The sequence below is a fragment of the Stenotrophomonas sp. TWI169 genome (genome assembly GCF_039674705.1).
GTDB lineage: Bacteria > Pseudomonadota > Gammaproteobacteria > Xanthomonadales > Xanthomonadaceae > Stenotrophomonas > Stenotrophomonas maltophilia_P.
Genome location: NZ_JBDJOB010000004.1, coordinates 135,686 through 153,328 on the forward strand (window position 1 = coordinate 135,686; position 17,643 = coordinate 153,328).

The following is a 17,643-nucleotide window of genomic DNA, read 5'->3' on the forward strand; positions in this document are numbered from 1 at the left end:
CTGCGGCCCGCAGCCGGGCAGGGGCGTACAATGAACGGCTGCGCGAGCCTGCGCGTGCCTGTGAATCCGCGCCCGGCGCGGCTGCCCCATGATCATCCGACCTCGTCCCCACGGCTGGCAACTGCTGTACATCCTGCGCGGATCGATCGTTCCGGCGATCGCACCGAAGGTGCTGGCCATCCTGATCCTGTCCATCGCCGTCGCCGCGGTGGTGGAACTGGCGCCGCCGATCGGCATCGAGCGCGTCTCGGTCACGCCGTTCACCCTGCTGGGCCTGGTCCTGTCGATCTTCCTCAGCTTCCGCAACAGCGCCTGCTACGAGCGCTGGTGGGAAGGCCGCAAGCTGTGGGGGCAGCTGGTGTTCGAATCGCGCTCACTGGCCCGGCAGGTGAACCTGCTGCTGGTGGATGACGCAGGCCGCCGCCGTCGCATCGCCTATCTGGCCACCGCCTTCGCCCATGCGCTGGCCGCCCGCCTGCGCGGCCGCATCGTGGCGCTGGCGGCCCTGCCGTGGCTGGACAAGCGCCAGCGTGCGCAGCTGGCCGAGCGCGAGAACGTACCCGATGCATTGCTGGCGATGATCGCCGCCGAACTGGCACAGGCGCTGCGCAGCGGCGATCTCGATCCGATCCTGTACGCCCAGCTGGAAGACCGCCTGCATGCGATGTCCTCGATCCAGGCAGGCTGCGAGCGGATCCTGACCACGCCGCTGCCGTTCGCCTACACCCTGCTGCTGCACCGCTGCGCGTGGATGTTCTGTGTGCTGCTGCCGTTCGGCCTGGCCAGTTCGCTGGGCTGGGGCACGCCGGTGCTGTCGGCGGTGCTGGCCTACGCCTTCTTCGGCCTGGACCAGCTTGGCGAAGAAATGGAAGATCCGTTCGGCCTGGAGCCGAACGATCTGCCGCTGGACGCGCTGGTGCGCACGATCGAGATCGACCAGCTCGACGCGCTCGGTGAACGCCCCCTGCCCGAACCCCTGCTGCCGCAGGGCTACCTGTTGCACTAGCCACTCCTCGGAGCCTGCCATGCCTCATCCCCACTACCGCCCGCGGCGCATGCGCCATGACGAGTTCTCACGCCGCCTCATGCGCGAGAACACGCTGACCACCGACGATCTGATCTATCCGGTGTTCGTGCACGAACCGGCTGGCCGCACCGCTGTGCCGTCGATGCCCGGTGTGGAGCGGTTGTCCATCGAGGAACTGCTGAAAGTGGCCGAAGAGGCGCTGGAGCTGGGCATCCCGGTGATCGATCTGTTCCCGGTGATCGACGCCTCGCAGAAGTCGCTGGATGCCTCGGCGGCATGGGCGGAGGACGGACTGGCGCAGCGTGCGATCCGCGCCCTGAAGTCGCGCTTCCCGGAGCTGGGCGTGATGACCGATGTGGCGCTGGACCCCTACACCACCCACGGCCAGGACGGCATCATCGATGACAAGGGCTACGTGCTCAACGACATCACGGTCGAAGCGCTGGTCAAGCAGTCGTTGTCGCATGCCGAAGCCGGCGCGGACATCGTCTCGCCGTCGGACATGATGGATGGCCGCATCGGCGCGATCCGCCGTGCGCTCGATGCCGACCATCACCTCAATGTGCGCATCATGGCCTACTCGGCCAAGTACGCCTCGGCCTTCTACGGCCCGTTCCGCGACGCGGTGGGCAGCGCGGCCAGCCTTGGCAAGGCGGACAAGAAGACCTACCAGATGGACCCGGCCAACGGCGACGAGGCGATGCGCGAGATCGCGCTGGATCTGGAAGAGGGCGCCGACATGGTGATGGTCAAGCCGGGCATGCCGTATCTGGATCTGGTGCGTCGCGTGAAGGAACAGTTCGGCGTGCCCACCTTCGCCTACCAGGTCAGTGGCGAGTACGCGATGATGAAAGCGGCGTTCGCCAATGGCTGGCTGGACGAGCGCGCCTGCGTGATGGAGTCGCTGCTTGGTTTCAAGCGCGCCGGCGCCGATGGCGTGCTGACCTATTTCGCGCCACAGGTGGCGCGCTGGCTGCGCGAGCGCTGACAATAGCGCCATCGATGGAGGGAGGAACGGCTGATGGGACCCGAACTGGGATGGATGCAATGGCTGATCTGGGGCGTCGGCACGCTGGTGTTCGGTGCCGTCATCGTCGGCGTGTTCATCGCAGCCTGGCGGGCCGGCAAACGCCCTCCCGAGCAGCTCTCCGCCGCCCGTCGGGTCGCCCGCGAACAGTCCCTGCCGGACAGCGTGCAGGCCGAACTGGCCGCGCTCAACCAGCGCAAGGACAGGGGCCAGCTGAGCGAGGCGGACTACGAACAGCAGCGCGCCAAGGTGCTGTCGCGCTGATTGCGGTGCCCAGGGCCGGCATCTACCGCATGCAGCCGGCCACGGCAGCCACTTTCGGTACCGCCAACCGGTAGAGATCCACGCCCCCGGCACGCGGCGCTTTCGCCGCACTGCTGGCGACCAGCATTTCCCCCGGCTTGGCGTTGTCGATCACCGGCGCGCCGGTCCAGCCGCCTGCCTGGTTGAAGGACAGCCCCAGCGGCTGCAGCGCCACGCCACTCCAGGCGCACCCGCTGCTCCATACCTGCGCGCTCGTGCCGCTGCCACGACTGAACACCACGGCGCCGTCATTGCCCAGCCAGTCAGCGTCGGTCTCGTCATCGGCGCTGTTCAACGCGGCCAGCGCGGTGGCCGGGCCCCGCACGCCCTCGGCATCCAGGGTGGCCACGAACAGATCCCAACCGGCGCCACGGCCCTGCTGGCGCGCGAACAGCAGCCGCCGGCCATCCATGCTCAGCGCTGGACCGCGCTCTTCGTACCGCCCACGCTCGCCGCGCAGGGCCTGTGCGTTGCCAAGCCGGCCATCGCCGGTCACGGCGGCACGGTACAGCGCCAGCTGGCCTTCGGTACCCGCCGCGAACAGCAGCCAGCGGCCATCGCGACTGAAGTAGGGATCCCGGGCCTTACCGCTGACGTCGACCGCCAGCGCCTGTGCCTGCTGCCAGCGGCCATCGATCAGGCGGGCCTGCCACAGGCCCCAGCCGCCCTCGCCGCGGCGGGCGAAAACGATGCGCTGGCCGTCGGCACTGATCGTGCCGCGAGCCTCGTCGGCACGGGTCGAGACCACGCCCATGCCTTCGATGCCGTACTCGTTCAACGCCATCGCCACGGGGGCAGAGAGTAGACTGGCGGCAAGCACCAGCAGGGTCGGGGTGATGCGCATCATCCGGGTCCGTACACGAAAGAGCATCAGTCTAGCCAGCTTGAGGAATCCATGACCGACCGTTACGCCGTCTTCGGACACCCCGTCGCCCACTCGAAGTCGCCGCAGATCCACGCGACGTTCGGTCGCCAGGAAGGCATCGCCATCGACTACCGCACGATCGACCTTGCCCCCGACGCCTTCCTCGCCGGCCTGGAAGCATTCGCCGCCGAAGGTGGTGTCGGTGCCAACGTCACCCTGCCGCACAAGGAAGCCGCGTTTGCGGTCTGCACCACGCTGACGGCCCGTGCGCGCCGCGCTGGTTCGGTCAACACGCTGCTGCGCAAGGGCGAGCGCTGGCATGGTGACACCACCGACGGCATCGGCCTGGTGCGCGACCTGACCGACCGCCATGGCCTGGACCTGCGCGGCCGCCGGGTGCTGATGATCGGCGCCGGCGGCTCGGCCCGCAGCGTCGCCCCGGCGCTGCTCGATGCCGGCATCACCGAGCTGGTGGTGGTCAACCGTACGCCGGAGCGCGCCGATGAACTGATCGATGCGATGGGTGAGCCGGGCCGCGCCATCAGCCGCTACTGGGAAGACCTGCGTGAGCTGGGTGATTTCGAGCTGATCGTCAACGCCACCTCGGCTGGCCGTGACCGCGATGTGGAGTTCAAGCTGCCGCTGTCGCTGGTCAATTCGATGACCACCGCGGTCGACCTCAACTACGGCGAGGCGGCCATCGCGTTCCTGGCCTGGGCGCGCGCGGCGCAGTGCCGCAATACCGTCGATGGCCTGGGCATGCTGGTCGAGCAGGCTGCCGAGAGCTTCCTGCAGTGGCATGGTGTGCGCCCGCAGACCGACGAGGTCTACCAGCAGCTGCGGCAGGGCGCCCTGGCGCTGGCCGGCGAGGACTGAGCGATGGACAACATGACCCTGCTGGTGACGGTGCTGAGCATGGTGGGCGTGCGCCTGCCGGTGCTGATCGCGCTGTGCGTGGGCCTGGTGTGGGTGGTGGGCGCGCCGCGCGATGCCACCCGCAGCGGCGCGCTGGCCGGGCTGCTGCTGTTGCTGCTGGCCAGCCTCGGCAGCATGGCAGCGGGCATCCTGCCGATGTGGATGGTCAGCAGCGGTGACTTCAGCGCGGTTTCGAGCATGAGCGCCATCCTGGGCGTGCTGCATTTCGCTCTGGCGATGGTGGAAGCGATCGGCATGGTGCTGCTGGTCTGGGCGCTGGTGCGCCTGCTGCGTCAGCGGCCGCCTGTGGCAGGCCGGTAAGGTCGTGCCGGGCATGGCCCGGCGCTACCGTCGATGGGCGGGTAGCGCCGCATCTGCCCGGCGGAAGCGCCGCATCTGCCCCGGCGCTGTACCGCCATCCAGCCCATGACCGCCAAGGCCCGACGCCGCTGACCCTGTTCAGCGCACGCGCCTCGGTCCCGGCCGCCGGCCATGCGACAATGACCGGCCTGATCCAGCCACGGTAGTTCCCGGCGTGACCGAAACCGTCGCCGCTCCGCGCACGCTCGATGAGCCCTTGAAGGACGCGATCCGCAAGGCTTATACGACGCTGCAGGCCAACACTCCCGGCTTTTCCACGCGCCGCTCGCAGAGCCAGATGATCGGCGTGGTGTCGCGCGCGTTGTCGAAAAGCGGTGGCGTGGGCGTGGTCGAGGCACCCACCGGCGTCGGCAAGAGCCTGGGCTACCTGACCGCCGGCGTGCCGATCGCGCTGGCCAGCAAGAAGAAGCTGGTGATCAGTACCGGTACCGTGGCGCTGCAGTCGCAGCTGGTCGAGCGCGACATCCCGAACTTCCTCAAGGCCACCGGACTGGAAGCGACCGTGGCGCTGGCCAAGGGCCGCACCCGCTACCTGTGCACGCGCAATGCCGCCGAGGCGCAGGGCGAGGGCTCGCAGGGCGGCATGTTCGAGGATGACGCGCCCCTGTTCGACCGGCCGCTGGCGCCGATCGAGATGGACATCGCCAAGCGCCTGACCGACGCCTTCACCAGTGGCAGTTGGGATGGCGACATTGACAACGCACCGGAGACCATCAGCCCCGGCCTGCGCAGCCGCATCACCACGCCAGCCTCGGGCTGCGCCGGGCGCCGCTGTGCGTATTCGGCGCAGTGCGCGGTGCTGCGCTCGCGCAACACCGTGCGTGATGCGCAGATCGTGGTGACCAATCACGCGCTGCTGCTGTCGGCGCTGTCGATCGGCGACAGTGACAATGGCCAGCCGTTGATCGCCGCGCCCTCGGAGATGCTGCTGGTGCTGGACGAGGGCCATCACATCGGCAACGTCGCCATCGACCAGGGCGCGGCCAGCCTGGCGCTGGACGAGATGGCCAAACGCACCGGCCGCCTGCAGATCCTGATTGCCGGCGCGTATCGCGCGGTCGACAAGGACCGCCTCGGCAACCTGCTGCCGAACGAAGCCATCGACGTCGCCAGCAACGTGGCCAAGCAGCTGCGCGCATTCCGCGACCAGGTCGAAGCGGTGTGGATGCCGGCGCCGGCCGACGAGGAACCGATGTGGCGCGCGGCCAACGGTCGCCTGCCGGAAGCGTGGCGCGAGCCGATCGAAGCGCTGGCCGACGATACCCGCAGCCTCTACAACTGGGCGCATGCCGCCACCGCGCAGGTGGCCAAGGGCAAGCCGGACGACCCGGCGCGTGAGCGCCTGCAGCGCAACCTCGGCATGGCGCTGGAGATGATCGAGCAGCAGTACAACCTCTGGCAGGCCTGGCGCCGTGAGGACAAGGACGGTGCGCCGCCGATGGCGCGCTGGGTCACCGCCACCCGCGACGGCGATCTGGTGCTGCATGGCTCACCGGTCTCGGCCGCGCATGTGCTGCGCAAGCTGCTGTGGGACGAAGTGGATTCGGTGGTGATGACCTCGGCGACGCTGACCGGCGGTGGCGATTTCCAGTCGCTGGCGATCGACAATGGCATTCCCGAGGAAGCCGAGATGGTTTCGCTGTCCTCGCCGTTCGACCTGCCGAACCAGGCCGAGCTGATCGTGCCGAAGTTCCCGGTCACGCCCGACGACCGCGAAGGCCATCCCCGCGAGGTGGCGCGCTACCTCGACACGGAGCTGGACTGGGCCAAGGGCTCGATGGTGCTGTTCACCTCGCGCTGGAAGATGGAGAAGGTCGCCGGACTGATGCCTGCCGCGCGCCGCAAGCAGGTGCTGGTACAGGGCGAGATGTCCAAGACCCGGCTGATCGACGAACACCTGCGGCGCGTGGCGGCGGGCGAGGGCTCGGTGCTGTTCGGGCTGAACTCGTTCGGCGAGGGCCTCGACCTGCCCGGTGAAGCCTGCACCACCGTGGTGATCACCCAGGTACCGTTCGCGGTGCCGACCGATCCGCAGACCGCTACCCTGAGCGAGTGGTTCGAGGCGCGTGGACTCAACGCGTTCAACCTGATCGCCATTCCACACGCGCTGCGCACGCTGACCCAGTTCGCCGGCCGCCTGATCCGCACCTCCACCGATACCGGGCGCGTGGTCATCCTCGATTCGCGGCTGCTGACCCGCCGTTACGGCAAGCGCATCATCGACGCACTGCCGCCGTTCAAGCGCGTGATCGGCTGACGATCGGAAGGTAGCGCCGGGCCATGCCCGGCGAGCGCGAAGCGCGGCTTGTGTCAGGTGCCATGACCGATCAGGTGGGAATGCCGCCGCGCACGGTCCGGCGGCGCCTAATCGCCCAGCAGCGCGGTGTTGCGTACGGCGCCCTTGTCGGCGCTGGTGGCGAGCAGGGCGTAGGCCTTCAACGCGCTGGTGACCTTGCGTGGGCGCGCCTCACGCGGCTTCCATCCCAACGCATCCTGCTCGGCACGGCGCGCATCCAACGTCGCCGCATCCACCAGCAGATCAATCCGCCGCGCCGGAATATCAATGCGGATACGGTCGCCGTCGCGTACCAGCCCGATCGCACCGCCCGCCGCCGCTTCCGGCGAGGCATGCCCGATCGACAGGCCCGAGGTGCCGCCGGAGAAACGACCGTCGGTCAGCAGCGCGCACTGCTTGCCCAGCCCCTTCGATTTCAGGTAGCTGGTGGGGTAGAGCATTTCCTGCATGCCGGGGCCGCCTTTCGGGCCTTCGTAGCGGATGACCACCACGTCGCCCGCCTTCACTTCGTCGGCGAGGATGCCGGCCACGGCCGCGTCCTGGCTCTCGAACACGCGCGCGCTGCCTTCGAACACGTGGATGGATTCATCCACGCCTGCGGTCTTCACCACGCAACCGTCTTCGGCCAGATTGCCGCGCAGCACGGCCAGTCCGCCTTCTGCCGAGTAGGCATGCGCGACGCTGCGGATGCAGCCTTCGGCGCGGTCCACGTCCAGCGTGGGCCAGCGCGTGGCCTGGCTGAAAGCCACCTGGGTGGGGATGCCGGCCGGGCCGGCACGGAAGAAGTCGTGCACGCTTGATTCGCTGCTGACCGCCACATCCCAGCGCTGGAGAGCATCGGCCAGGGTGCGGCTGTGCACGGTCGGCACGGTGGTATCCAACAGGCCGCCGCGCGCCAGTTCGCCCAGGATGCCGTACACGCCACCCGCGCGGTGCACGTCTTCCATGTGGTACCTGGGCGTGTTCGGCGCCACCTTGCACAGCTGCGGCACGCGCCGTGACAGCGCATCGATGTGGGTCAGGTCGAAGTCCACTTCGGCTTCCTGCGCGGCGGCCAGCAGGTGCAGGATGGTATTGGTCGATCCGCCCATGGCGATGTCCAGGGTCATCGCATTGGCGAACGCGGCCTGCGTGGCGATGCCCCGCGGCAGCGCGCTTTCTTCCTCGCCGCCGTACCAGCGGTGGCACAGTTCGACGATCAGGCGGCCCGCGCGCAGGAACAGCTGTTCGCGGTCGGCATGGGTGGCCAGGGTGGAGCCGTTGCCCGGCAGCGACAGGCCCAGCGCTTCGGTCAGGCAGTTCATCGAGTTGGCGGTGAACATGCCCGAACAGGAGCCGCAGGTGGGGCAGGCGCTGCGCTCGAACTCGGCCACCTTTTCATCGCTGGCGCTCTCGTCGGCGGCGATGACCATCGCATCGACCAGATCCAGCTTGTGCTCGGACAGCCGGGTCTTGCCCGCTTCCATCGGCCCGCCGGACACGAACACCACCGGGATGTTCAGGCGCAGTGCGGCCATCAGCATGCCAGGGGTGATCTTGTCGCAGTTGGAAATGCACACCAGCGCATCGGCGCAGTGCGCGTTGACCATGTACTCGACCGAGTCGGCGATGATCTCGCGGCTGGGCAGTGAATACAGCATGCCGTCGTGGCCCATCGCGATACCGTCGTCCACGGCGATCGTGTTGAACTCCTTGGCGACGCCGCCGACCTTCTCGATCTCGCGCGCGACCAGCTGGCCGAGGTCCTTCAGGTGCACGTGGCCCGGTACGAACTGGGTGAACGAGTTGGCGATGGCGATGATCGGCTTGTGGAAATCGCCGTCCTTCATGCCGGTGGCACGCCACAGGGCGCGGGCGCCGGCCATGTTGCGGCCGGCGGTGGAGGTGCGGGAGCGGTATTCGGGCATGGCTGGCGGAACGGGCGGGCCGTACGACATGGGGTGTCGGACGATCATCGCCAATTTTTTCGGTTGCTGCTGCAACCACCGCTCGTCTGCGCGGCGCCGCCGGGTGATGCGGCGATGGCGGATCGGGCTGACGAAAATGAAACGCCGTTCATCTTTCGGACTTTGCCGATTCCGGTTGTTGGCCCGGATCGGGCATCATTGGGGTATTGATCCGCTGCTTGAGGCATGAGGCCATGAAACGTTCCCGCACCACCGCGCTGCTGCTGATGAGCGCTGCACCGCTGCTGTTCACCGCCTGCCAGAAGGAGCCGGAGGTGAAGGTGCAGGAAGGCCTGTTCACTTCGGTCGAGGCCTGCACCGAGGCCACCGGTGATCCGTCGTCGTGCCGCAACGCGTTCGCCGAGGCGCAGAAGCAGGCCGCCGACGCTGCGCCGAAGTACGCCACCAAGGAAGCCTGCGAGCAGGACTACAAGCCCGAGCAGTGCGTGCAGCAGCACACATCGGCAGGTACCTCGTTCATCGGCCCGATGATGATGGGCTTCTTCATGTCCCAGATGCTGAGCAACCGCGGTGGCCTGGCCCCGCAGGCGCCGGCGTCGGCACCGGCCTACCAGGACAAGAATGCGGGTTGGGCGCGTTCGGCCCCGGGCGGTACGGGTGGCCTGAACACCGCCAGTGGCATCGGCGCCGGCAAGGCTGGCCTGGCACCGGTCACCAGCGAGCCGAACCGTGCCGTCACCGCCAGCCGGGGTGGCTTCGGCAACACCAGCGCGCGTCGCAGCACCAGCGGCAGCTACGGCGGCTGATCGACCCATGCAGCGTATCCGTATCGCCGAGCGCGCCCACTGGCGGGCGCGCGCGGAGGAAGCCGGTTTCCGCTTCCACACCATCGACGGCCAGCCGTACTGGGATGAAAGCGCGTATTACGCCTTCACCCTGCGCCAGATCGAACAGGACATCGAAGATCCCAGCGCCGAGCTGCACCAGATGGCGCTCGACCTTGTCGGCGACGTGGTGGCCAGCGAGCGGCTGATGGATCAGCTGGCGATTCCCGCGCATTACCGCGACTGGATCGCCGACAGCTGGCGCCAGCGCCAGCCGCATCTGTACGGCCGGCTCGATCTGGCCTATGACGGTACCGGTCCGGCCAAGCTGTACGAGCTGAACTACGACACGCCGACCTCGCTGTTCGAGGCCAGTTTCTTCCAGTGGCAGTGGCTGGAGGACCAGCGCAACGCCGGCCGCCTGCCGCAGCATGCCGACCAGTTCAACGCCATCCATGAGGCACTGGTCGAACGTTTCGGCGAGCTCGCCGGCCGCCTGCCGCCACCGCTGTACTTCAGCGCCGTGGGCAGTTCGGAAGAGGACCGCGGCACGGTGGAATACCTGCGCGACTGTGCTTCGCAGGCAGGCCTGCACGGGCAGGGCATCGCCATCGAAGACATCGGCCTGTCCGCGGATGGCCGCTTCACCGCGCTGGACGATTCGGTGATCGGCACGCTGTTCAAGCTGTATCCGCTGGAAGACCTGATGGCCGAGGAGTTTGGCCGCGCGCTGCCCGGCTCGGGCGTGCAGCTGCTGGAACCGGCATGGAAGGCGGTGCTGAGCAACAAGGGCATCCTGCCATTGCTGTGGCAGCGCAATGTCGGCCACCCGAACCTGCTGGAGGCGCACTTCGACGACGGCAGCGCGCTGGCCACCGGATGGGTGCGCAAGCCGCTGTTCTCGCGCGAAGGCGCCAACATCGAAATGCACCTGGCCGATGGCAGTACCCAGCGCAGCGACGGCCCCTACGATGGACCGGCGATCATCCAGCGCGCGCATCCGCTGACCCGCTTCGAAGGCGGTTATCCGCTGATCGGCAGCTGGGTGGTCGGTGACCACGCCTGCGGCATCGGCATCCGCGAGGACGACAGCGCGATCACCCGCGACAGCGCGCGCTTCGTACCGCACGCAATCGTTGACGAGGCGCCGACGCGGATCTATGTCTGAGTACCGTTCGCACCCGCGCACGTAGTGGACGGTAGCGGCCGGGCCCGGCCCCCCGGCCCCCGGGGCGCCGCCCCTCGCCCGCCCCGGCGCTACCGGTCAGAGCAGGCCTTCGCGCTTCACGGCCAGGTAGCGTTCCACCAGCGCGGCCGGCAGGGCATCGGCGGTCACGTCCAGAACCATCACCTTCTCGCTGCGCAGTGCCTCGTGCGCCTTCGCGCGCTGCTGCAGGTACAGCGCCGCGGCGCCGGCCTGCGCGGCGTCCTCCAGCGTATGCACCTCGCCTTCGAGCGCGCCGTCCAGCTCGTGCTCGCGCAGGCTGGCCACGCACACCAGGTGGCGGCGCTGCAGCAGGCGCACCGCGGCCAGGAGGTCCTCGATGTCTTCGTCGCGCACGTTGCTGACCAGCATCACCAGCGCACGGCGTCGCTGGCGCAGGGATACTTCGGTGGCGGCGGCCAGGTAATCGGTGGCTACCGGCTGCGGCTGCAGGTCGTAGCTGGCCCGCAGCAGATGCTCGACGGTGCCCATGCCGCGCTGTGGCTGCACCCATCGACGCTCGCCGCCGACGGCGAACAGGCCAGCCGCATCGCCCTGCCGCAACGCCAGATAGGCGACCACCAGCGAGGCGTTCAAGGCATGGTCGAAGTGCGAGAGTCCGCCTTCGCTGGCCAGCATGCGGCGGCCACTGTCGAGCATCAGCAGCAACTGCTGGTTCTTCTCGTCCTGGTACTCGCGGGAGATCAGCTTGCGTGCGCGGGCGGTGGCCTTCCAGTCGAGCTGGCGCAGGCTGTCGCCGACGCGGTACTCGCGCATCTGGTGGAAGTCAGTGCCCTCACCACGCCGGCGCTTCACGTGGGCGCCCACCAGGCGTGAGGCCTGATCGGCGCTGAACAGCGCGAAGCGGGTCAGCGGCACGAAGTTCGGATAGACGCGGACGTCCAGCAGAGGGGGCAGGGTGCGCTGCTGCCACCACAGGCGCCATGGCGAGCGGATGCGCAGCTGCACGCCCTCGAAGCGGAAGCGTCCGCGCTGCTGCGGCTGCAGGGTGTAGTGCAGCGCGCAGGCATGCCCGGGACGCAGCTGCACGCGCTGGGGCAGCGACTCCAGCGGCCAGCCACCCGGCACCAGATCGAATACCTGCACCCGCATCGGCTCTGTGGTCTGCAGGCGCAGGCCCACCTCGCGGCGCACGCCCAGGGCCAGCGCTTCGGGCAGCTCGCGCTGCACCTGTGGCGACGGTCGCCGGGCCTGCCGCCACAGGTCCAGCAACGCCAGCGTACCGATCACCGTGGCGACCAGTGCCCAGCTCCAGCGCGGCAATGCGCCAGCCAGCACCACGCCTCCCAGCGCAGCCCAGGCCAGCAGCAGGACCAGCAGCAGCGGCGCAGGCCTCATCGGCGCGGTGCTTCCACCTTGGCCAGCAGCGCACCCAGCACATCGTCGGCGTCCTGGCCTTCGATCTGCAGTTCCGGTGCCAGCGCGATGCGGTGGCGCAGCGCCGGACGCGCGATGTCGCGCACGTCATCGGGGGTGACGAAGTCACGACCGGCCAGCACGGCCTGCGCGCGCGCAGCACGCACCAGTGCGATGCTGCCGCGCGGTCCAGCGCCCACGGCGATGCCGGGCCATTGCCGGGTGGCGGCGACGATGCGCACGGCGTAGTCGATCACTTCGTCATCGACGGTGATCGCGGCCGTGGCCTGCTGCAGCTGCAGCAGTTCTCCGGCGCCCAGTACGCGCGGCACCCGGCTCAGATCGAAATCGCTGGCGGCGCGGCCACGGGTGATGGCCGTGACCATGCGTTTCTCGTCCTCCAGCTGCGGATAGTCGATCAGCACCTTCAACAGGAAGCGATCCAGCTGCGCTTCCGGCAGCGGGTAGGTGCCTTCCTGTTCCAGCGGGTTCTGCGTGGCCAGGGCCATGAACGGCGGCGCCAGGGTGAACGCCTTGCCTTCGATGGTCACCTGGCCCTCCTGCATCACTTCCAGCAGTGCGGACTGGGTCTTGGCCGGTGCCCGGTTGATCTCGTCGGCCAGCAGCAGGTTGGTGAACACCGGCCCGCGACGGATCTTGAAGCTCTCGCTCTTCGGATCGTAGACGGCGTGGCCGCTGACATCGCTGGGCATCAGGTCCGGCGTGAACTGCACGCGGCCATAGTCCAGTTCCAGTGCCTGCGCCAGTGCGCGCACCAGCAGTGTCTTGCCCAGTCCGGGCACGCCTTCGATCAGGACATGGCCGCCAGCCAGAAGGGCAACGAGGATCTGGTCAAGCACGTCGGCCTGGCCGATGAAGGCGTGGCCGACGGCCTGGCGGATGGCGTCGACGCGTTCGATCAGGCGGGCATTGGCGGCCGCCGGACGTTCGGGGACTTCGGTCATAGCAGGGATCTCATCTGGAGCAGCAAGCGGATGCGCTCGCGCAGGGCGGAGGAATCGTGCGGCGGAGACGGAGTCAGGGCACTGGCAACGCGGCTGCGCGGCCACTGCAGCAGTTCGGCGATGGCCTGTTCGCGTGGCGCGCCTTCCAGCGCAGCAGCGAGTGGCGCGCGCAGGCGCAGGCGATGCACGAACAGGGCATGCACGGCCTGGTACAGGCGCACGCCCTGGCCGAAGCGCAGCAGTAGTTCGCCGCTGGCGCGCACATGTTCCAGCAGCGAGCGGCGCTCGATCACGGGCGATGGCAACAGGCTGCCGAACCGCTGCGAGCGCGCCCACAGCCAGGCCAGCAGTGCCATCAGCAGCGGTACCCACAGCGGCCAGCCCTGGTAGAACAGGCGCACCCACAGTGACGGCGGACGACTGGCATAGACCAGCCACATGGCGCCCTTGCCGTAATTGGGATCGAGCAGGTAGCGGGTCAGATCGCGGTGGGAACGGTCGTGCAGGCCGTCGCTGGTCTGGCCCTTGGCTGCGGCCATCCGCGCGGCCTGCGACTCCACTTCGCTGCGCATGAAATCCATGTCCGCCAGCACGCTCACCCGGCCCTGGCCGTGACGCAGGCGCGCGAACACCAGGTCGTGCCCGCTGCCCCACCGGCGTTCGGTCCGCGCCTCGGCGGCGAAGCCTAGCGTGAAGCGGCGGCCCTGGCAGAATTCCACGTGGCCGGGATCGTCCTGGACATGGAAGGGCTGGCAGTCGCTGCGCTGGTAAAGGCTGTCCACGCCGAGTGCATCCAGCAGCGGCCCCTGCGTACTGCCGGCATCGTCCTCGGCCGGCGGCGGCGTGCGCAGCAGCAGATGGCCACCGCCGTCGACCCACGCCAACAGCGCCCTGGCGGCCGGCGCCGGCAGCTCGCTGCTGTCCTGCAGCAGCACCACCGTGTCCTGCGGCCCCAGCGCCATCTGCTGCAGGTCCAGCCGCGGCCGCGCATGCACCTCGATGCCATCGGCGCGCAGCGCCTGCCCGAGCACGTACAGCGGGTTGTAACGGGCCTCGCCCTGCGGTGGCAGCGTGACCGTTTCGGTGACCCGCTCATGGGTACGCATGAACAGGATCGCCAGTGGCACGCCGAGCAGCAGCAGCGTCCCCAGCAACAGTGACCAGAACAGGCGCGGGTTCATGCCTGCCACCCGTACTGCTGGCGCAGGGTCGTGGCCAGCGCATCGAAATCGCCGCGGCTGGGCAGGTGACCACCGTAGGCGGCGTATTGCCACATCCGCACGATGCGCGCGAACAGTTCACGGTCGACGCTGTCGGGCATGCGTCGCGAGGCACGCAGGCACTGCGATTCGGTGGCGCCCGGAGGCAGTGCGATGCCGGCACGCTCGCTGACCGTGCGCACGCTGGCCCGGTACAACAGGGCCAGCGCCTGGCGCGGCCGGCCCTGGTCCCACAGCAGACCAGCCTGGGTCGCCACGTCCGGCGGCAGCACCACCGGCAGCTCGACCTGTTCCTCGACCACGTGCGGCGCCGCTGCGGCCCGGCGGCGGCCCGAGCCGCGCAGCCACGGCAGCCACAACCGTGCAGTCAGCACCAGCACCAGAAGGAGGGCACCGAGCAGGCCCCACAGGCCCCATTCGGCCAATCGCGCCAGCCAGGCGATGCTGCTGCTGCGCGACGTGCGTTGGCTCTGGCTGCTGCCGTCGCGTTCCAGTTCCTTGCGTGCGTCCTTTTTCTCTTCCGCCTCTTCGATCGCTTTCCACTGCGTGACCTGGCGGGTCGGGCGCTGCAATGGATCCTCGTAGGCGCGGCTCACGGCCTGGCGGAAGCCCGCGGTATCCACCGGGGTGTCGCCGAAGATCATGGCGGGTGTATCGCCGGGGTTGATCTGCGGTGCCCGGCGCGCGTCGCTCTTGCGGTTGCTCGATGCGTCACCCTCCTGCGCGTGCACCGGCATGGAGGTGAGCGGCAGTGCCAGGCACAGCAGCAGCGCCAGCGACGAGGCAACCGGCAGCAGGCGTTCGCGCAGCCGGCGCAGGGCGATCTCCACGTCCCAGGCTTCCATCTGCGTACGTCGATTCAAGTACAGGCCGAACCCGGCGCCGACGTAGAACGGCCCGATCAGCACGGAGGCCAGCCAGCAGGCCAGATTGAATCCCAGCTTCGCCCAGGCGGGCGTGTCCTTGCCGATCATGTCCCAGGCCGCGCGCCAGGAATCGGAGAGCAGCTCGAACGGGATGAACATGAACACCGCGCCGATCGCGCCTGCGACCAGTACGCCCTCGAACACCATGCAGGCTACGGTCAGCACCAGCGCCGGACCCGCCGCGCCGGCTGCGACCGCGCGCCGGCGCGGGCCACGCTGTTCGGCGGTGTTGCCCTCCAGCAGGTTGACCGGCAGGCACAGGCTGCGCAGCACGCTGAAGCGACGCCAGCCCAGGTAGCCCCAGAAACCACGGTTGCCCCACTGCCGCTGTGCCCGCAGGGCGGCCAGGGCGGTGACCGGCTCGCCGAACACACCGCGTGACAGCACATACAGCGGCGCGCGTTCGAACACGGGCTTGCACCACCACATCAGCAGCCAGGCCAGGCCAAATGCGTCCAGCCACCAGCCCAGTGCGTTGGCGATCACGAACAGTGGTGCGCTGGCCAGCAGCCAGCTGCCCCACACCGCACGCGCATGCCGGCGGGTCAGCGCGCTGCCCAGCTCCATCGCTTCCCAGCCGCTGCGTGCGCGCAGCACGACGTCCAGGCGATCAATGCGCATCGCCGCCTCCGCGTCCGCCACGCCACAACCACAGCAGCACGCCGGCCCACAGCACCCCGGCCACACTGAACTTGCCCCACGCCGGCACTTCGGCAATGGACGACCAGAACGCCTCCACGAACGCCGCGACCAGCAACATGAAGGCCACGCCCAGGCACAGCCGGGCACCGATGCGGCCACCTTCGACCAGTGCGTCCAGGCGGCTGCGGCGTCCGGGCGCCAGCAGCTTCATGCCCAGCTGAAGACCGGCGCCGCCTGCGATGACGATGGCGGTGAGCTCGAATGCACCGTGGCCGACCACGAAGCGCCAGAAGGGATCACCATGGCCGATGTGCTGCAGGTGGCCGGCCACCGCGCCGATGATGACGCCATTGAACAACAGCACCAGCAGCGTGCCCAGCCCGGCCAGCAGGCCGCTGGCGAAAGTGCGCAGGGCGATGCTGATGTTGTTCATGATGTAGTGGCCGAACATCATCCAGTCGGTACCGCTGTCGCGGCCCAGGCGTTCGGCAGCCGGGTCGTACATGCGTTCCATTTCGGCGATCTGGCGGTTGTCCATCACCTGGTGGATCAGGTCCGGGTACAGCTGCACCAGCACGAAGCAGCCCACCGCCGGCAGCGCGAACATCGCCAGGGCGGCCCACATGCTGCGTGCCTGGCTGCGCACCAGCAGCGGGAAATCGGCCACCAGGAATTCAAGCGCGCGCCGCCAGCGCGTGGGAGGCGTCCGGTACAGCACGCTGTGGCCCTGCTGCATGAGCTGTTGCAGGCGCTGCACCAACTGCGGGCTGTAGCCCCGCTCACGGGCCAGTGCCAGCTGCTGGCACAGCCGCCGGTAACGCTGTGGAAACGCAGTGTCGTCCAGCGTGGTGGCCGCGGGCTGGCGGCGGCGACGGCGGGAGGCGCCGGCACGCAGCAGCAGCCACTGCTCCAGGTCCAGCCATTCCTGCTGATGGCGGGCGACGAACTGTTCCTGCTTCATCGCCGTCCCAGCAACCAGTTGGCCATCGCATACAGGCGCAGCACGCCGACCTGGCCATGGGTGCCGGTCAATGGTTCGGCGATGGCGGCCAGTTCCTGCTGGCGGAGCGGTGCCAGCCGCGGGGCACGCTCGGCGAAGGCCAGCAGCGCCGCCTGTTCCTCCGGCCGCAGCGGCTGCGGCGGCGCCAGCACGCTGTCGATGGTGGCCGGCGGCGGCAGGTACAGCGCCGGCGCGTGCACCACCACGGTGCCGGCGACCAGATCGCCCAGGCGGCGGCCATGCGCGTCGAACAGGCTGCTGAGCAGGCCCAGCGCGTAGGCGAACGGCAGCATGTCGACGGTCCGCAGCAGGTTGCGGGTGATCGCCGCCATCCAGCCCACCGGCGCGCCATCACGGGCCAGCACGCGCAGGCCCAGCGCGCGCTTGCCCGGGGTGCGGCCCCACAGCGCCTCGCAGACGATCGGATACGCCCAGTACACCAGGAACATCAGGGCCAGGTAGAGGCCGGTGCCGAATTCCTTCAACAGTGCCAGCGGGATCGACAGCGCGGCAAGAATCGCGAAACGAATGGCCAGATCGACCAGCCAGGCCAGCGCACGTGGCACCGGACCGGCGGCCGGCAGCTGCAGCGGCACGCCTTCCGGCGTCACCACCTCGCGGTAGGTGTCGAGCATCGGTGCGGCCATCAGAGCGACGGCCTTCGTTGTGGGCGCTGGAGTCCTCTCCGGCTGGCAACCACAGGCATGGGGGTCTCGACAGTTCCTGGTCGGGCCCAGACTTTAGCAGAGCGCGCCGGCAGTCGA

16 protein-coding genes are annotated in these 17,643 nt (G+C 68.9%); 8 read left to right on the forward strand and 8 right to left on the reverse strand.

Features of this window, described 5'->3' with window-relative positions:
* Nucleotides 1-88: 88 nt before the first annotated feature.
* Genes ABE543_RS04810 through ABE543_RS04820 form a run of 3 tightly spaced genes read left to right on the forward strand, consistent with a single transcriptional unit; the run spans nucleotide 89 to nucleotide 2,318 of the window.
* Nucleotides 89-1,006 carry a bestrophin family ion channel gene (locus ABE543_RS04810; protein WP_053517963.1) on the forward strand — a complete coding sequence of 306 codons (918 nt, stop codon included), beginning with the start codon at nucleotides 89-91 and terminating at the stop codon, nucleotides 1,004-1,006.
* Between the two features lie 19 nt (nucleotides 1,007-1,025).
* Nucleotides 1,026-2,015, forward strand: a complete 990-nt coding sequence (hemB, locus tag ABE543_RS04815) for a porphobilinogen synthase (RefSeq protein WP_053517964.1) — start codon at nucleotides 1,026-1,028, stop codon at nucleotides 2,013-2,015.
* A gap of 33 nt (nucleotides 2,016-2,048) precedes the next feature.
* Entirely contained in the window at nucleotides 2,049-2,318 is a 270-nt protein-coding gene (locus ABE543_RS04820; RefSeq protein ID WP_111187207.1) for an SHOCT domain-containing protein, read from the forward strand.
* Nucleotides 2,319-2,340: 22 nt separating this feature from the next.
* Here the strand turns inward: ABE543_RS04820 and ABE543_RS04825 are convergent, their stop codons facing one another.
* Nucleotides 2,341-3,204, reverse strand: coding sequence for a hypothetical protein (locus tag ABE543_RS04825; protein WP_346475394.1), 864 nt, complete (start codon nucleotides 3,202-3,204; stop codon nucleotides 2,341-2,343).
* Between the two features lie 48 nt (nucleotides 3,205-3,252).
* Between ABE543_RS04825 and aroE the strand changes: the two genes are divergently transcribed.
* From aroE to dinG, 3 genes are all read left to right on the forward strand, one after another.
* On the forward strand, nucleotides 3,253-4,098 hold the full coding sequence (gene aroE, locus ABE543_RS04830; protein ID WP_065174307.1) for a shikimate dehydrogenase: 846 nt from the start codon (nucleotides 3,253-3,255) through the stop codon (nucleotides 4,096-4,098).
* A gap of 3 nt (nucleotides 4,099-4,101) precedes the next feature.
* Nucleotides 4,102-4,458, forward strand: a complete 357-nt coding sequence (locus ABE543_RS04835) for a hypothetical protein (RefSeq protein WP_053517969.1) — start codon at nucleotides 4,102-4,104, stop codon at nucleotides 4,456-4,458.
* A 214-nt stretch (nucleotides 4,459-4,672) separates the two neighbouring features.
* Nucleotides 4,673-6,775 carry an ATP-dependent DNA helicase DinG gene (gene dinG, locus ABE543_RS04840; RefSeq protein ID WP_346475367.1) on the forward strand — a complete coding sequence of 701 codons (2,103 nt, stop codon included), beginning with the start codon at nucleotides 4,673-4,675 and terminating at the stop codon, nucleotides 6,773-6,775.
* A 107-nt stretch (nucleotides 6,776-6,882) separates the two neighbouring features.
* Here dinG and ilvD read toward each other — a convergent pair whose 3' ends face one another.
* Nucleotides 6,883-8,721, reverse strand: a complete 1,839-nt coding sequence (gene ilvD, locus ABE543_RS04845) for a dihydroxy-acid dehydratase (RefSeq protein WP_346475368.1) — start codon at nucleotides 8,719-8,721, stop codon at nucleotides 6,883-6,885.
* A 233-nt stretch (nucleotides 8,722-8,954) separates the two neighbouring features.
* Here ilvD and ABE543_RS04850 point away from each other — a divergent pair, with 233 nt between their 5' ends.
* Both ABE543_RS04850 and ABE543_RS04855 read left to right on the forward strand, forming a co-directional pair.
* On the forward strand, nucleotides 8,955-9,527 hold the full coding sequence (locus ABE543_RS04850; RefSeq protein ID WP_053517972.1) for a DUF1190 domain-containing protein: 573 nt from the start codon (nucleotides 8,955-8,957) through the stop codon (nucleotides 9,525-9,527).
* A gap of 7 nt (nucleotides 9,528-9,534) precedes the next feature.
* Nucleotides 9,535-10,713 carry a glutathionylspermidine synthase family protein gene (locus ABE543_RS04855; RefSeq protein WP_065174309.1) on the forward strand — a complete coding sequence of 393 codons (1,179 nt, stop codon included), beginning with the start codon at nucleotides 9,535-9,537 and terminating at the stop codon, nucleotides 10,711-10,713.
* Nucleotides 10,714-10,809: 96 nt separating this feature from the next.
* On the opposite strand, the gene ABE543_RS04860 is transcribed toward ABE543_RS04855, so the two are convergent.
* Genes ABE543_RS04860 through ABE543_RS04885 form a run of 6 tightly spaced genes read right to left on the reverse strand, consistent with a single transcriptional unit; the run spans nucleotide 10,810 to nucleotide 17,526 of the window.
* Entirely contained in the window at nucleotides 10,810-12,108 is a 1,299-nt protein-coding gene (locus ABE543_RS04860) for a DUF58 domain-containing protein (protein WP_065174310.1), read from the reverse strand.
* Nucleotides 12,105-13,091 carry a MoxR family ATPase gene (locus tag ABE543_RS04865; RefSeq protein ID WP_053517976.1) on the reverse strand — a complete coding sequence of 329 codons (987 nt, stop codon included), beginning with the start codon at nucleotides 13,089-13,091 and terminating at the stop codon, nucleotides 12,105-12,107. Before ABE543_RS04865 ends, ABE543_RS04860 begins: the two co-directional genes overlap by 4 nt.
* Nucleotides 13,088-14,272 (reverse strand): DUF4350 domain-containing protein, encoded by a 1,185-nt coding sequence (locus tag ABE543_RS04870; RefSeq protein ID WP_346475369.1) that lies wholly within the window; start codon nucleotides 14,270-14,272, stop codon nucleotides 13,088-13,090. Before ABE543_RS04870 ends, ABE543_RS04865 begins: the two co-directional genes overlap by 4 nt.
* Nucleotides 14,269-15,858: a DUF4129 domain-containing protein gene (locus ABE543_RS04875; protein ID WP_053517978.1), complete on the reverse strand. Its 1,590-nt coding sequence runs from the start codon at nucleotides 15,856-15,858 to the stop codon at nucleotides 14,269-14,271. Before ABE543_RS04875 ends, ABE543_RS04870 begins: the two co-directional genes overlap by 4 nt.
* The gene (locus ABE543_RS04880) at nucleotides 15,848-16,840 is read right to left on the reverse strand and encodes a stage II sporulation protein M (RefSeq protein ID WP_053517980.1); all 993 of its coding nucleotides are present in this window, start codon (nucleotides 16,838-16,840) and stop codon (nucleotides 15,848-15,850) included. The genes ABE543_RS04875 and ABE543_RS04880 overlap by 11 nt, the downstream gene beginning before the upstream one ends.
* The gene (locus ABE543_RS04885; protein WP_053517981.1) at nucleotides 16,837-17,526 is read right to left on the reverse strand and encodes an RDD family protein; all 690 of its coding nucleotides are present in this window, start codon (nucleotides 17,524-17,526) and stop codon (nucleotides 16,837-16,839) included. Before ABE543_RS04885 ends, ABE543_RS04880 begins: the two co-directional genes overlap by 4 nt.
* Nucleotides 17,527-17,643 lie beyond the last annotated feature (117 nt).

Bases quoted from the DNA above. Each gene is read 5' to 3' on its own strand.
- ABE543_RS04810 (WP_053517963.1), top strand. From the start codon at position 89: ATGATCATCCGACCTCGTCCCCACGGCTGGCAACTGCTGTACATCCTG.
- hemB (WP_053517964.1), top strand. From the start codon at position 1,026: ATGCCTCATCCCCACTACCGCCCGCGGCGCATGCGCCATGACGAGTTC.
- ABE543_RS04820 (WP_111187207.1), top strand. From the start codon at position 2,049: ATGGGACCCGAACTGGGATGGATGCAATGGCTGATCTGGGGCGTCGGC.
- ABE543_RS04825 (WP_346475394.1), bottom strand. From the start codon at position 3,204: ATGATGCGCATCACCCCGACCCTGCTGGTGCTTGCCGCCAGTCTACTC.
- aroE (WP_065174307.1), top strand. From the start codon at position 3,253: ATGACCGACCGTTACGCCGTCTTCGGACACCCCGTCGCCCACTCGAAG.
- ABE543_RS04835 (WP_053517969.1), top strand. From the start codon at position 4,102: ATGGACAACATGACCCTGCTGGTGACGGTGCTGAGCATGGTGGGCGTG.
- ilvD (WP_346475368.1), bottom strand. From the start codon at position 8,721: ATGCCCGAATACCGCTCCCGCACCTCCACCGCCGGCCGCAACATGGCC.
- ABE543_RS04850 (WP_053517972.1), top strand. From the start codon at position 8,955: ATGAAACGTTCCCGCACCACCGCGCTGCTGCTGATGAGCGCTGCACCG.
- ABE543_RS04855 (WP_065174309.1), top strand. From the start codon at position 9,535: ATGCAGCGTATCCGTATCGCCGAGCGCGCCCACTGGCGGGCGCGCGCG.
- ABE543_RS04860 (WP_065174310.1), bottom strand. From the start codon at position 12,108: ATGAGGCCTGCGCCGCTGCTGCTGGTCCTGCTGCTGGCCTGGGCTGCG.
- ABE543_RS04865 (WP_053517976.1), bottom strand. From the start codon at position 13,091: ATGACCGAAGTCCCCGAACGTCCGGCGGCCGCCAATGCCCGCCTGATC.
- ABE543_RS04870 (WP_346475369.1), bottom strand. From the start codon at position 14,272: ATGAACCCGCGCCTGTTCTGGTCACTGTTGCTGGGGACGCTGCTGCTG.
- ABE543_RS04875 (WP_053517978.1), bottom strand. From the start codon at position 15,858: ATGCGCATTGATCGCCTGGACGTCGTGCTGCGCGCACGCAGCGGCTGG.
- ABE543_RS04880 (WP_053517980.1), bottom strand. From the start codon at position 16,840: ATGAAGCAGGAACAGTTCGTCGCCCGCCATCAGCAGGAATGGCTGGAC.
- ABE543_RS04885 (WP_053517981.1), bottom strand. From the start codon at position 17,526: ATGGCCGCACCGATGCTCGACACCTACCGCGAGGTGGTGACGCCGGAA.